Raw genomic sequence first — 14416 nt, 5'->3', positions numbered from 1 at the left:
ATGTCAGTCCTCCAATTCGTAGCGGTAGTCTTCGATCACCGTATTCGCCAGCAGCTTCTCACACATCGTTGTCAGACGGTTCTCTGCCTCTTGACGATCTGTAGTGTCCAACTGAAGCTCCAGATATTTGCCAATACGTACGCTCTCTACTTCTGCAAAGCCCATGGAATGCAGTGCGCCTTGTACGGCTACGCCCTGAGGGTCGAGTACGCTTTGTTTAATAGTGACATAGACGGTAGCTTTAATCATGATCCTTCATATCCTCCTTCAGATGGTGAAGCCGTAGTAATGAGTAACCGTTGCTTGCAGCCTCGATGCTTACTTCACTATGCTTCTGCTGCTGATATTCCACTGCCTGATAATCCACTGCCTTCTACTGCCTAATTGTTATTCGGCTGTAAGACGCTCCAAAATATTTGTGTATCTAGCCGTTGTCTCACTGACCACCTCGGAAGGAAGCGGTGCAGGCGTACTGTTCTTGTCCCAGTCAGAGCCAGCCAGGTATGTGCGTACAGGCTCCTTGTCCATGCTGTCAATCTCGACATCCAGCGCATAATTCTCTTTCGCCCAGAAGCGTGAAGCATCCGGTGTGAAGATTTCATCAATCAGAATGACCTTGCCATCAATGAGTCCGAATTCAAACTTACAATCTGCCAAAATGATCCCCCGCTGCTCGCAGTATTCACGGGCAAATTCATACAACGCCAGGCTCTTGGCTTCGAGCTCCGCCGTCAGTTCTACACCGACCAGCTCCTTCATGCGCTGGAGGCTGATATCCTCATCATGACCTACATCATTCTTGGCAGCTGGCGTGAAGAGTGGCTCCGGGAAGCGCTCGTTCTTGCGAAGTCCCTCCGGCAACGGAATGCCGTTAATCTCGCCAGTCGATGAATACTGACGCCAGCCGCCCCCCGTGATGTAGCCTCGCACGACACATTCAATATCGATTCGTTCAGCTTTACGAGTCACCATAATACGATGCTTGAGCAATTCCGGCTCCTTCACGATGCTTCCCAGACGGTACACATCCGTATGCACGACATGATTCTCGATCAGATGGCGTGTCTTCTCGAACCAGAAGGCACTAAGCTGATTGAGCACATTGCCCTTCTCTGGTACAGGCGGCTCCAGAATGTAGTCAAAAGCGGAAATACGGTCCGTTACGACGATCAGATAATGCTCTCCCAGATCATATAGCTCTCTTACTTTGCCCTTATAGACGAGCGGAGCATCAATCCAAGGAGCAGCGGTGGATACAGCCATCATCCAGCCTCATTTCTGTAGGATATAGAGTTATCTTAGTTCAAGCCAAGCTTGGTGAAAATCGTATCGACATGCTTCAAATGCCAGGAAGGGTCGAACGCATCCTGAATTTCTTCAGCGCTCAGCAGATTCGTGATCTCTGGCGTCGCTTCCACAATATCGCGGAACTGGCGTTGCTCTTCCCATGCCTGCATCGCACGCGGCTGTACGGTATCGTAAGCCTGCTCACGGCTCATGCCCTTGTCAATCAGCTTCGTCATGACACGGCCCGAGAATGGCACGCCGAACGTACGGCTCATGTTACGCTTCATATTCTCCGGGAAGACCGTCAGGTTCTTCACAATATTGCCGAAGCGGTTCAGCATGTAGTTCAGCAGCATCGTTGCATCTGGCAAAATGATGCGCTCCACTGAGGAGTGGGAGATGTCACGCTCATGCCAGAGCGGTACGTTCTCATACGCCGATACCATATGACCACGGATAACACGAGCCAGACCGGAAATATTCTCGGAGCCAATCGGATTGCGCTTGTGGGGCATTGCCGAGGAGCCCTTTTGCCCCTTCGCGAAGGCTTCCTCCACCTCACGGAATTCACTCTTCTGCAGCGCACGAACCTCTTGTGCGAACTTGTCGAGTGATGTCGCGATGAGTGCCAGCGTCGCCATATATTCGGCATGACGGTCACGCTGCAGCGTCTGGGTGGAGATCGGCGCCGGAGATGTGCCCAGCTTGCGGCAGACAAATTCCTCTACGAACGGGTCAATGTTGGCATACGTACCAACAGCACCCGAGATTTTGCCGAATTGTACACCTTTCGCGGCATTGCGGAACCGCTCCAGATTCCGTTTCATTTCCTCATGCCACAGAGCCATCTTCAGACCAAACGTAGTCGGCTCGGCATGAACGCCGTGCGTACGGCCCATCATTGGAGTATCCTTATAAGCAATCGCCTTATCCTTCAGGATCTCGATGAAGTTCAGAATATCCTTCTCCAGAATATCGTTCGCCTGCTTCAGCAGATAGCCAAGCGCCGTGTCCACGACGTCTGTTGAAGTCAGGCCATAATGTACCCATTTACGCTCCGCGCCCAGGCTCTCGGATACGGTACGGGTGAAGGCAATTACATCGTGACGGGTCTCCTGCTCGATCTCCAGAATCCGCTCAATGGTGAAGGTCGCATTGTTGCGCAGTGCCACCGTATCTTCCTTCGGAATAACTCCCAGCTCTGCCCATGCCTCACAGGCACACAGTTCTACTTCCAGCCAAGCTTGGAATTTGTTCTCTTCGGTCCAGATGGCTCTCATTTCCGGTCTGCTGTAACGTTCGATCATAACTAATAATTCCTCCAAATATTGGTTTGTTCGATCCACTGCATAGCTGCTTCTGTGTCTTGACAGAGCAGATTGACATGTCCCATTTTACGCCCGTTCTTGGACTCACTCTTACCATATAAGTGCAGCTTCGGTATGACTTTCTCTGTAGCTGTCTGCGAGGCTGACGATGTCAGCAGCTCCAGTACCTCTTCCATATGCTCGCCCAGAATATTCACCATTACTACCGGAGTGAGTAGACGGGGATCAGCCAGCGGCAATCCACAGATGGCCCGAATATGCTGCTCAAATTGCGAGGTCGCACAGGCATCCATCGTGTAATGGCCTGAATTGTGCGGCCTTGGTGCCAGTTCGTTCACGTAAATCTCGCCGTCCTTGGTGACGAACATCTCAACAGCAAGCAAGCCTACGGCATCCAGTCCTTCGATAAGCTGCGCAGCCAGCTGCTCTGCTCTGGCCTGAAGCTCTTCAGACACTCTTGCCGGAACTATAGATGCATGCAGGATATTATTCACATGAATGTTCTCAGCCGGAGGAAAGGTCTGTACCTCCCCCTTCGTACTACGAGCTGCAACGACGGATATTTCACATTGGAACGGAACGAAGCTCTCCAGCACAAGCCCTACACCGGCAGCACTCAGTTCCTCATAGGCATCCTGTAACTCTTCCATGTGGCGAATGACCCTTTGGCCTTTGCCGTCATAGCCTCCCATGACCGTCTTCAGCACACAAGGCAAGCCGAGCTCCTTTACCGCCTGCTGCATGCTGTCCGCAGAGGTGACCTCCCGATACGGGGCTACGGGTACGCCCGCTGCCTCGATAGCACGCTTCTCGCGCAGCCGATGCTGTGTCGTGTAGAGCAGCTTGCTTCCCTGCGGCACATACGATTCCTGCTCCAGCAAGGCTGCTACTCCTGCATCTACATTTTCGAATTCATAGGTGACGACGTCACAGCTTGCTGCCAGCTCACGCGCTGCCTCCACATCGTCATAAGCCGCTATCACCTGCCTAGCAATCTGTCCACATGGCGAATCCGGAGTCGGGTCGAGCGTCACACAGCGATACCCGAGCGGTGTCGCAGCCAGTGTGAGCATTCTGCCAAGCTGACCGCCTCCGAGAATCCCGATGGTACTCCCCGACTCAATGACAGTGGAGACTGGCTTGCTGGCATTAACCTGTGTGTTCGTGGATGACATAGGATCGGGTTGCATGCTATTTTCCTCACTCATAACGTATCACTGCTCTCCAGCACCTGCTGACGAATGTGATCGCGTCTTGCTTGTACCCGTACCCGCACTTCCTCGTCAAAAGCTCCCAGAATCTGTGCCGCCAGCAAGCCTGCGTTCGTCGCTCCTGCCTTACCGATCGCTACCGTTGCCACAGGAATTCCTCCGGGCATCTGTACAATGGATAGCAGGGAATCCAGTCCGTTCAGAGCCTTGGACTGCACAGGTACGCCAATGACCGGAACTGTTGTCTTGCTCGCAACCATTCCGGGCAGGTGGGCTGCTCCGCCAGCTCCTGCAATAATGACCTTCAGGCCTCGGCCTGCTGCTGCTTCTGCATATTCGAACATCAGATCCGGGGTACGATGAGCGGATACGACCTTTTTCTCATAGCCAATCTTCAGCTCGTCCAAGATCGTACAAGCATGCTCCATCGTCTCCCAATCGGATGTACTGCCCATGATGACTCCTACCTGAACTGTCATGAATGTCCACTCTCCTGTATCTTATTGCACTCGGTATCTTCAGCCTCATTCATAATCTTCCACATCATCTAGTCTTCCACAACATCGTCTTCTACATCTTCATTCGGCTATTATTCGTCAGATCCGTATGAATTTCACAAAAAAATCCGGCCTCGAAAATAAAACTCATCTTCAAGATACCGGAATCCAGGAAATGAAGGCATCTACACCGTCGGTTCGACGGCGCGCGACAGCGAAGCCAAGCCTCTAGAGACTACGACTATGGAGCCAGCCCATTCATTCCCCGTAGTCCGGAAATTAACGGTTCCCGGGTAGAAACGTCCGGGCCATATCCCCGGCATATACGAGTATGATTCATTCATTTAAAATTCATAACAATACATACAACAGTTTAACAATTTGCGACACCAGATGTCAACTTAAAAGGCGAACATTAAACTTTCCTACGAACCAAATGTTCGCCTTCAAATCAAAAAACATTCCCGACGCCGAAATCTTCGACTTCTCGGGAATGTTTTCTTTGGTAACCTGTAAAATTATTACGCTCTGCTACCCATCTATAGACCGGACCTCAAGTAGCCTGAAATTTCGACAGCATCGTCTTCAAGCTGCTCCTTTACCCAAGCTATGTAGCATTCGCTGCACACGCAGCTATTAGGGCATATTACTCCATACGCTTGATTATTTAATGATCAGCACTGGTATCTTCGCATGCTGCACGACATTGTGGCTGACACTGCCCAGTACGAATTCACGAATGCCACCGAGTCCCCTGCTCCCAATGAAGATCACATCGGCACCCTGCTCCTCAGCATAGTCCAGAATGACAGCTGCCGGCGAGCCCTGAATCATCTCTACCTGTGCCTGCACACCTTTCTCCCCTACGCGGGTCTTCACGTCCTCGGTAAGCTGTACAGCCAGATCATAATAATCCTTGTTCACGGACGCTGGAAGCGGTGCAAGTCCCTCACCAATGAAGACTCGCGGAAAATCAAACGCATGAATGATAGTAAGCTGAGTATCCGGTGAAGCCTTGGCCACATCAATGGCACGATCCAGTGCTTTGTTGGAAGCCTTCGAACCATCGTAAGCTACGAGAATTTTGGAGAACAACATGTTGCATCCATCCCTTCTATAAGCTCTCTGTCCTATTGCGGTTACTCTCGTAAGCGAAGAATACCTATGGCAAGAAATAGCCGTACATGACAGCATTCAAAAATAACAGCAGCGGAATACCAAACACAAAGCTGTTATGCTTCGTCTTGTGACGCTTGCGATACATCGCAATCCATACTCCCAGACTGCCTCCAATGAACGCGAGCAGGAATAGAGTGCGCTCAGGAATACGATCACGACGCTTGCGTGCACGCTCCTTGTCATCCGACATCACCAGGTAACCTACAATATTAATAAATATAAACCATATCACTAATCCAGTAATCATGCGGATCAAGCGGTCCCCCTATCCCGGGACATCTCCCCGTACCTTCATTATAGTCCTCACAGGTGGGATGTTCAACGCAGGAAACAGGAGGAACCGCTATGCAATCAGATAGTCAGTAGTCGGGCAGATAGTCGATAGCAGGCAGAAAGTATCCAGGTTGCAGCACCTATAGCCAGTGGTGCAGCTAATCAAGGTATCTAAAGGGGCTAGTGTACAGCCAGTAAGCCGCTGCCATTACTTGTTCGGCAGACTAAGATTCCTGCTTGGGAATACCATTGAGACTCGCTGGACGTCTCTCAGCCTTCACGGGTCGTGCTGCAATATGCTCCTCTCGGATGCTATCCTTGTTCTGCTGGTTATGAATCTTCTCTGGCTTATTGTGTGGCATTGGCGATTCACCTCCTCAGCTTACGTTGCCTGAAAAAGGGCAATCTTATGCGGACCTTATTGCGTCCTTAGCCCTCTCAGACTGCGAAAAGATTCGTCCTTCTCCACGAAAAAGTGATACAATGCCCCATACAGATTCGCATCATTTCGGAATGCACAGGCCGTGACCTGCGGGTTAGCCTTATGGAACGGATTGAGCCGCTTAATCTCGGCAATCGACCATTGCAATCGCTCCAGTAGTATAGGCTGGGCACTGATGCCACCACCAATCGCGAACAGCTCTGGATCAAGAATGTACTGCAGGTTCATGATCTGGACAGCCACCTTCATGCAATATGCATTGAATATGGCCGTCGCCTCCTCATCCTGCTGATTGATGAAGGCAAACACGGCCTCTCCATCAGTAGGGTCCTGAAGACCCTTCATTTCGCCGATCCTGCGTACCATCTCCACAGCCGAACACTCCAAGCCGAAATAAGTCGCCTCTTGGGTGTCCGGGTCCATCGCGCTCATGATATAGCTGACCTCACCAGCCGAGAGGTTCGCACCTCGCTGCAACTGCCCACCCATGATAATGCCGCCGCCGATTCCACTACCGAGCACAAGCACGACAGAATCCTTCGCTCCTTTCACACTTCCGAGCCACAGCTCGGCCAGTGCTGCACACTTACCATCATTCTCGATGGATACATCCTTATCGTAGCGATCACGTATCAACTTCATCAGATTTACTTCATGCAGAAAAGGGAAGGAGCCGCCGTGGTATACAACACCTGTCTTCACATCTACCGCACCCGGGCAGCATACAGCGATGCCTTTAACTGACGTCAGATCCTGCTCATCAATGATGGAGTAGACTGTATCCAGTAGCTCCTCCAGACTCGTTCTACCAATAGGACGCTTGTTCTTGCTGACGATATCCCCTGCCGAGCTCATCAGCGCATACTTCACGAATGTCCCACCTATATCCAATACTAAGTACATATAACCTACTCCTATAGTCAAAATATGATGATCTACTTATTCGACAGTTGGCTCTTGTATGCATTTAACCTACCACAGCATATTTGAAAAAATAGCCCTGCCCACCAATGATCATATCACTGGTGGGCAAGACCTCCTATTGGCTCTTCCGTCTCTTCAGGCTCTGTGCTCTTCTGTATTCCAACTCAGCAATGATCTCGTCATGCGGCTTCTCGAATTTGTAAAAGAACATAATTACAATGGCAAGCACACTGAACAGAACAGGCAGCCAAATGTAGCTTGTCGTAATCGCCGTGAGTGCAGCAGCTGTCTGCTCCTGATTAGGAACATATCCCCCGGCAGCCAGCATCCAGGCTGGAATCGCTCCACCCAGGCCTGAGCCCAGCTTAATGCCAATTCCGGCAGCGGATACCAGAAGGCCCTGTGAGCGTATCCCGGACTTCCATTCGCCATAATCCACCGTATCCGCCATCAGCGTAAAGATCAGTCCTCCAGGCAAGCCTAGGCCGATCGCAGAAATGACTGTCCCTGCCAGGATAAATCCGATCTGGTCTCCACCAGCCCAGATGACCAGCATACCAGCGATATTGATGACCATACCTGCTATTACTAGCGCACGCTTACTGTACTTTTTGGTTAGGAAAGGTACCGCCAGCATACCCACCAAAGTCATCATACCCAGCGTATTGACGGTAGGTACGAGCTCCTGCTGTCCAAGGTTGTAAGTTATATAGTAGATCCCGGCCGACAGCTTGATAATATACATCATGAAAAATACGAGTCCGAGCAGGGACACAATCAACCACGGCTTGTTCCCCTTGATTGCTTTCAGACCATCCTTCAGCGGTACCGCCTCATTGCCAGCGACACCTTGTACCCGTTCTCTCGTATTCCAAAAGGTAACCAGAAACATGATAACACCAACACTAGAGAAGAGTGTCATCGTATAGAAGAAGCCTTGTTGCTGATTGCCATTTCCGAAGAAGGCCACCAGTGGAAGCAGACTGAGGTTGACGATCAGACCGCCAATTTGTCCACCAACCATTCGGAAAATGTTCGCTACTGTTCTCTCCTGAACATTGTTGCTCATGCTCGATAGCATCGTAGTTAAAGGATTGTTGACTGCTGCGTACAGCACGCTCGATGCGATATAAAATATGTAAGCGTATACCAGTTTGCCCGACTCACTCAGATCAGGTCCCATAAACAGCAGCATAGATGACAGCGCGAACGGGATACAAAACCATAGAATCCATGGCCTGGATTTGCCCCATCTCGTATTGGTACGATCAATCAGCACTCCGAAGATCGGACTATCAATCATATCCACGAAGCGAACGACGAGCATCATCGTACCGACTGCGGCAGCCCCCAGACCGAATACATCAGTAAAATAAAAAGTCAAATACGTCGTAATGACGGTATAAATCAGGTTGGATGCTACATCCCCCAAGCCATAGCTGACCTTTTCCTTCAAGGCCATTTTCTCATTATCGTGCTTACCGGTTGATGCCTTGGGCACTCTTGTTACGACCTCTTCTTGTGTTTCCATTTCCCAGCCCTCCTTGATGTATAACCGCTTTCATCAAATCAGAGGGAGTCTGAGGCCAGTAGCTAATTATTCCTGTTCAGAATCCGCTTACAGCCCTTTATCCCACGAAGGAAAGCGCTTCAACTCTATAATTGAAATATAAAGCGTTTCCTTTTATAATTATGGTATTTATTTGCGATAAATAGTAACCTTTTGATTTTACTTCAATAAGGAGGTTCCCTGTGCTTCTTCCCAGTGCTGCACACATACAATTGGCGGCCAAGCTCGCCTACGATGCCACGCAAATTCCTGTATTCTATATTGAAAATGTGCCTAATCCCGAATCTTCCTGGTCCTATACTAGCACCTATACCTCCAACCCGGACAAGAGTAGTCTTTCGCGGGATTGGATTAGTCAGCTTCTTGCGATGCCAGTCACCAAGAAAATTCATCTGGCCTACATCAACAGGCAGGCTGATAAGATCATTCTCATACCTGTTCAGACAGCAGACTGTGAAGGCAGACTGCTGCTGTGGCCAAGCTCCCGCAAATTCCTGGATACGAATCTACTGAATCAGCAGTTGGAGAGCTCGGCTCCTTACCCTCACGATACAACCCAATTGTTGAGCGCAGCCGTCCTGATCTACTATCTGGTGTACCATGAAGCCCTTAGCCTGGAGCAGGTCATCGAGGAGAACCAAAGCATGCTGAACAGCAAGACAGACGACGTGTTAGAACTCCAGCTCGTCTCTCCGCGCGAGAACAGTCTGTTCCACAAATCCTATTTGGCTGAGAAAAAGATCTTTGAGCAGATCCGACTAGGCAACAAGAAGAAAATGCTACTCTATCTCAAACAGCATACGGATATGAGAGGGGTCTATGGCACGCTATCCAAAAATGATAGTCTTCGTAGCAAGAAAAACCTGATCATCTCAGCTATCACCCTCGCCACTCGCTCAGCTATTGAAGGAGGGCTCTATTCGGAGCTGGCCTTTACCATGAGTGATGATTACATTCAGTATGTGGAGCATGTGCCGAGGATTGATACGATTCATCCCTTGCTGGAGGATATTCTCGTTGACTTCACTGAACGAGTGGAGAAGGTGCAGCGAGCCCACTTTTCCAAGGATATCCTGCTGTGTCAGGAGTACATATTCGATCACCTGTACGATGATCTGGATTTGTGTGGTCTGGCCGATTACTTGAAGATGAGCTCCTCGCATCTATCTCGCAAGTTCAAGGATGAGACCGGGGAGGGTCTGAAGAGCTTCATTCAGAAGCAACGGGTAGAGGAAGCGAAGAACCTGATTGTTTTCTCGGATTACAGTCTAAGTGAAATCTATTCCTTACTGAATTTTCATGATCAGAGCTATTTCATCAAGGTATTCAAGAAATATACAGGCTACACGCCGAAGGAGTATCGCAACCGCTTTGTTGTGAAGCCATCATGAACAAAGCCAGAGGCGTAGCCTCTGGCTGAACATGCAGAACGTATGAAATCCATGCTCTATCATCATAGTAAATGTATACTTTACACTCAGGTAGTTTGCATTTTCATTTACACCACATACTGCAATATTGGTAGTGTTAGAGCACTACAATGTTGGAGCATTACGGTGTTTCGATGATGGAGTATCGCTATATTGCTATGTTTTTACGTTGTTATGTTGCTACATTGTTATTTTTTCACGTTGTTATATCGCTATATCACTGTTGCTGTGCAGCCTACTGCCCTTTTTTCTCCATCGCAGCCTTGAGCAGATCTCCCAGGTTGGAGCCGATCGACTCCTGCTTGGCATATTGCTTGACCAGCTTCTGTTGCTCCCGCTTATTGACATGCTGTCTATCCTTATCTAGCGTCTCCGTAATACCGCACGGCAAGCATTGCACATACAGACCAGCCTTGCCTTCCTTGAGCTCCATCTTCTTATGACATTGCGGGCAACGTCGATTGGATAGACGCTTCTCCGCCGAACGGCGGTAGCCGCAGTCTCCATTGGGACATACGAGGAATTTGCCGCGTTTGCCCTTCTTCTCAAGCAAGCGAGTATTGCAGTCAGGGCAATGACTGTTGGAGACATTGTGCGGTTTATATTCTGCCTTGCTCCCCTTCACAGACGCCACCAGTTCCTTCGCCATGGAACGAATCCCTGCGAGAAACGGCTCAGGCTTGCCCAGACCGCGAGCAATTCGCTCCAGCTCAGCCTCCCAACGTGCTGTAAGCTCTGGTGTACGCAATTGCTCCGCGACCAGCTCAATGAGCTGCTTGCCCTTTCCTGTCGGATGCAAGCTGTTCCCCTGCCGATCTATCGTGTCCGAGCTGACGAGCTTCTCAATAATATCCGCACGGGTAGCTGGGGTACCCAGACCATGCTTCTCCATCTGAGCGAGCAGAGCAGCCTCTGTATATCTCTTAGGTGGCTGTGTACGCCCACTTTTCACCAGGCAACGATTAACCGTTACACTCTGCCCCTTCTGTACCTCCGGCAACAGTCGTCCACTGCCCTCATGGGCATCCTCGTCGGCTTCATCCTCATCATCGGTAAAGTCTCCTCCATACACCTCACGCCAGCCATGATCCTTGACCGTGGTTCCCTTTGCATGGAAGTTATCCTCGCCCACTTGGACCGTAATGGCCACTGCATCATATCGGGCAGGCGGATAGAAAAGGCTGATGAAGCGCCGCACGATCAGATCATACAGCTTGCGCTCTTCGGGGCTAAGCTGGTTCAGCAGCAACGTCTGCTCTGTTGGAATAATCGCATGGTGATCTGTCACCTTACTGTCGTCCACGATTCGCTTTGTGATATTAAGCTTTTGTCGGAGCAAGGGTCTGGCCAGTGACGCATAAGGGCCGACCGCAACGCTTTCCATCCGATCCTTGAGCGTCGATACCATATCCGCAGTCAAATAACGGCTATCCGTACGTGGATAGGTAACCAGCTTGTGCTGCTCATACAACCGCTGCAGGACATTGGAGGTCTGCTTGGCGGAGAAGCCGAATTTTCGGTTCGCATCCCGCTGCAGCTCTGTCAGATCATAGGCCAGTGGATGTGGCTCGACCTTTTCGCTCTTCTTGACCTGAGCAATGGTTCCTTTACGTCCTTCTACACGCTTCTTGAGCGCCTCCGTCTGCTTCGGATCGAATAGCCGCGCATCCCCTCCAGCAGCACGCCAAGTAGCCTGGAATGCTCCCAAATCTACAGTCACCGTGTCATACTCTTGAGACCGGAAGCCGGTTATCTCCTTCTCCCTATCCATAATCATCCCGAGGGATGGGGTCTGAACGCGTCCTGCTGACAACTGTGCATTGAAACGGCAGGTCAGAGCCCGTGTCACATTCAGCCCGATCATCCAGTCCGCCTCTGCCCGGCAACGAGCCGATTCATACAATCGGTCGAACTGGCTACCTGGCTTCAGGGAAGCGAAGCCCTCCTTGATGGCCTTATCCGTCTGTGATGAAATCCATAGTCGCTTGAACGGCTTCTTCCACTGGGCCATCTGCATGATCCAGCGTGCCAGCAGCTCTCCTTCACGGGCGGCATCTGTCGCGATGACCAGCTCCCCAATGTCCTGACGCTTCATGAGCTGTTGAACGGCTTTGTACTGGTGATTCGTCTCTCTCAGCACCTTCAGCTTGGTTCGCTGGGGCAGGATCGGGAGATCCTCCAGGTTCCAGGTACCATATTTATGATCATAATCCTCTGGCTCGGCCAGACCGACCAGATGTCCAAGTGCCCAGGTTACGACATATTTCGGACCTTCCAAATGGCTCTTATGCTTATCACGTGCGCCCATCACCCGTGCTATTTCTCTGGCGACGGATGGCTTCTCGGCGAGCACTAACGTTTTCATGCAAATTCTTCCTTTCTGCTAGCCCATCAGGGAATAACGCTGAATTTTCCTCAATTATTCCATTATAGCATGAAGGTAATAGTCTCGCCGGGGATGGACGTTTGAACCCTCTTGTTGGACTATCAGTGGGACACAATCATGTGCTCGGATAATCACAGTCTCAAAGACTGTAATGTCTCCTCTTAAGGAGGCTGTAACGTCTGCTGTAACGCCTGCTGTAATGTCTCTTCTAATGTGTATCCGGGGCGCCCCAGCGTACGATTACCCCTGAATAGGTAAGTCCTCCGCCAAAGCCGAGCAAGGCAAGCTGCTGTCCCTGCTTCAGTCGTCCTTCATCCACAGCTAGCTGCAAGGCTAAAGGGATCGATGCTGCTGAGGTATTGCCACGGTACTCCACGCTGGTCAGCGTTCTTTCGAGCCCAATCGGTCCCCGTTCACACATTGCTTCAATCATACGTAGATTCGCGCTATGCGGCACGAACCAGTCAATCTGCTCAGGCAACAGGCCTGCTTGGGTAATCATCGCAGTTAATTGCTCAGGCACCATGCGTACAGCCCACTTATAGACCTCTCGCCCATTCTGCACTAGTGCTCCATTTCCTTGTAGAGCAACCCCATTCATCTGGTTGGAAAGTCCCGCCTTATAAAGATGGATACCGCCTTCTCCATTCGTACCAGATATTGCAGCCAGAAAGCCTCCCTTGGCCTCACCCGCTTCTTCGATCAGAACTGCACCCGCACCGTCGCCAAATAGCACACAGCTGGTCCGGTCTGTATAGTCCGTGATTTTGGACAACGTCTCTGCTCCGATCACCAATACTTTGCGATGTAAACCGCTGGTCACCAGACTATTGGCCAATTGTAGCCCGTAAGTGAATCCCGCGCACGCAGCATTCACATCGAGGACCCCTGTATGCGGAATACGCAGGTTCGCCTGTACACGCGATGCTGCACTGGGGAAAGCATATTCCACTGTACTACTGGCTACAATGATCATATCCACATCCTCTACACGAATGGCATAACGACGTATCAGATCCTCTACAGCGCGGGTCGCCAGATCAGATACGAATTCATGCTCAGCTGCAATCCTCCGTTCCCTCATCCCTGTCCGCTGGACAATCCATTCATCACTGGTATCCACCAGCTTCTCCAGATCTGCATTACTTAATATTCGTTCAGGTACATAGGCGCCTATAGCTGTAATTATAGCTTTGGATTGCATCATTTCGTATCACCCCACAGATTTTTGAGAGCTTGCATATGATATAGATTAGACTATCCTACTATAGATATAATTATAGCATCAAGTCTTAGTACTTGGTACTAAATTATTATAAATTTTATTTATTATACTTACTTGGAGTTACCCTTTGTATGAGATACCGAAGCTTAGATGTCTCTTCCAGACTTACTGTAATAGCCATTCTGGCTGAGTCTAGTCCATAGAAAAGGTAGTAAACTAACCTTACCACCCTCAATATACAAAAGAAACCAAAGCACTGTGTTGCAGTTACTTTGGCCCATGGCATTGGTATGTATAGCTATTCTTTTACCTGATCAGAATATAAAAAAAACACCACCGAAGATCGGCAGTGGTTCTTGTGCTTGGCGGCGTCCTACTCTCCCAGGACCCTTCGGTCCAAGTACCATCGGCGCTGGAGGGCTTAACGGTCGTGTTCGGGATGGGTACGTGTGGAACCCCTCCGCTATCGCCACCAAACGAGTGTTTGTGAAACAAACACGGTATGCGAAACATTTGGTACAGCACATCTGTGCGTATAAATGTTACAGCATATGCCTCAAGGTGTTACACCCTGAAAACTGGAACCGAAACGAATCATTGCATTTTACTTTAGGATAAGCCCTCGACCGATTAGTACTGGTCAGCTCCATGCATTACTGCACTT

Annotated in this window: 14 protein-coding genes, 1 rRNA gene and 1 riboswitch; of the genes, 1 reads left to right on the top strand and 14 read right to left on the bottom strand. The window is 50.1% G+C overall.

All coding sequences use genetic code 11. From position 1 onward, the window contains the following. Nucleotides 1–3: 3 nt before the first annotated feature. The 11 genes from purS to K331_RS0114305 all read right to left on the bottom strand — a co-directional run bounded on the left by purS (nucleotide 4) and on the right by K331_RS0114305 (nucleotide 8672). Nucleotides 4–249 (bottom strand): phosphoribosylformylglycinamidine synthase subunit PurS, encoded by a 246-nt coding sequence (gene purS / locus K331_RS0114355; protein ID WP_018885382.1) that lies wholly within the window; start codon nucleotides 247–249, stop codon nucleotides 4–6. Then, nucleotides 242–367, bottom strand: coding sequence for a hypothetical protein (locus K331_RS32955; RefSeq protein ID WP_264177753.1), 126 nt, complete (start codon nucleotides 365–367; stop codon nucleotides 242–244). The genes purS and K331_RS32955 overlap by 8 nt, the downstream gene beginning before the upstream one ends. A 20-nt stretch (nucleotides 368–387) precedes the next feature. Beyond that, nucleotides 388–1263, bottom strand: coding sequence for a phosphoribosylaminoimidazolesuccinocarboxamide synthase (locus K331_RS0114345; RefSeq protein WP_028590843.1), 876 nt, complete (start codon nucleotides 1261–1263; stop codon nucleotides 388–390). 35 nt (nucleotides 1264–1298) lie between these two features. Then, nucleotides 1299–2594: an adenylosuccinate lyase gene (gene purB, locus K331_RS0114340; RefSeq protein ID WP_028590842.1), complete on the bottom strand. Its 1296-nt coding sequence runs from the start codon at nucleotides 2592–2594 to the stop codon at nucleotides 1299–1301. 2 nt (nucleotides 2595–2596) lie between these two features. Continuing rightward, nucleotides 2597–3790 (bottom strand): 5-(carboxyamino)imidazole ribonucleotide synthase, encoded by a 1194-nt coding sequence (gene purK, locus K331_RS0114335; RefSeq protein ID WP_051289851.1) that lies wholly within the window; start codon nucleotides 3788–3790, stop codon nucleotides 2597–2599. Nucleotides 3791–3819: 29 nt separating this feature from the next. Continuing rightward, a complete protein-coding gene (gene purE / locus K331_RS0114330) occupies nucleotides 3820–4305 on the bottom strand; it encodes a 5-(carboxyamino)imidazole ribonucleotide mutase (RefSeq protein WP_025681109.1) in 486 nt (161 codons plus the stop codon). A 266-nt stretch (nucleotides 4306–4571) separates the two neighbouring features. Then, a riboswitch (purine riboswitch) is annotated at nucleotides 4572–4672 on the bottom strand. Nucleotides 4673–4986: 314 nt separating this feature from the next. Further along, nucleotides 4987–5421 (bottom strand): universal stress protein, encoded by a 435-nt coding sequence (locus K331_RS0114325; RefSeq protein ID WP_025681110.1) that lies wholly within the window; start codon nucleotides 5419–5421, stop codon nucleotides 4987–4989. Between the two features lie 64 nt (nucleotides 5422–5485). Next, complete coding sequence (locus K331_RS0114320) at nucleotides 5486–5749, bottom strand: DUF1294 domain-containing protein (protein ID WP_025681111.1); 264 nt, start codon at nucleotides 5747–5749, stop codon at nucleotides 5486–5488. A gap of 250 nt (nucleotides 5750–5999) precedes the next feature. Then, a complete protein-coding gene (locus tag K331_RS32215) occupies nucleotides 6000–6137 on the bottom strand; it encodes a hypothetical protein (RefSeq protein ID WP_018885389.1) in 138 nt (45 codons plus the stop codon). A 56-nt stretch (nucleotides 6138–6193) separates the two neighbouring features. Further along, nucleotides 6194–7120 carry an ROK family protein gene (locus K331_RS0114310; protein ID WP_028590840.1) on the bottom strand — a complete coding sequence of 309 codons (927 nt, stop codon included), beginning with the start codon at nucleotides 7118–7120 and terminating at the stop codon, nucleotides 6194–6196. Between the two features lie 136 nt (nucleotides 7121–7256). Next, nucleotides 7257–8672: an MFS transporter gene (locus K331_RS0114305; RefSeq protein ID WP_028590839.1), complete on the bottom strand. Its 1416-nt coding sequence runs from the start codon at nucleotides 8670–8672 to the stop codon at nucleotides 7257–7259. A gap of 221 nt (nucleotides 8673–8893) precedes the next feature. Here K331_RS0114305 and K331_RS29595 point away from each other — a divergent pair, with 221 nt between their 5' ends. Continuing rightward, nucleotides 8894–10102: a helix-turn-helix domain-containing protein gene (locus K331_RS29595; protein WP_051289845.1), complete on the top strand. Its 1209-nt coding sequence runs from the start codon at nucleotides 8894–8896 to the stop codon at nucleotides 10100–10102. A gap of 274 nt (nucleotides 10103–10376) precedes the next feature. Here K331_RS29595 and K331_RS0114295 read toward each other — a convergent pair whose 3' ends face one another. From K331_RS0114295 to rrf, 3 genes are all read right to left on the bottom strand, one after another. Beyond that, nucleotides 10377–12506 (bottom strand): DNA topoisomerase III, encoded by a 2130-nt coding sequence (locus K331_RS0114295; protein WP_028590838.1) that lies wholly within the window; start codon nucleotides 12504–12506, stop codon nucleotides 10377–10379. 229 nt (nucleotides 12507–12735) lie between these two features. Continuing rightward, nucleotides 12736–13734, bottom strand: coding sequence for a ketoacyl-ACP synthase III (locus K331_RS0114290; RefSeq protein ID WP_028590837.1), 999 nt, complete (start codon nucleotides 13732–13734; stop codon nucleotides 12736–12738). Between the two features lie 378 nt (nucleotides 13735–14112). Beyond that, nucleotides 14113–14229: ribosomal RNA gene (gene rrf / locus K331_RS0114285) — 5S ribosomal RNA — on the bottom strand. Nucleotides 14230–14416: the final 187 nt, after the last annotated feature.

The organism is Paenibacillus massiliensis subsp. panacisoli DSM 21345, from assembly GCF_000426545.1.
In the GTDB taxonomy this organism is placed as follows: domain Bacteria; phylum Bacillota; class Bacilli; order Paenibacillales; family Paenibacillaceae; genus Paenibacillus; species Paenibacillus panacisoli.
This window is presented reverse-complemented; position numbering and strand designations above follow the sequence as displayed.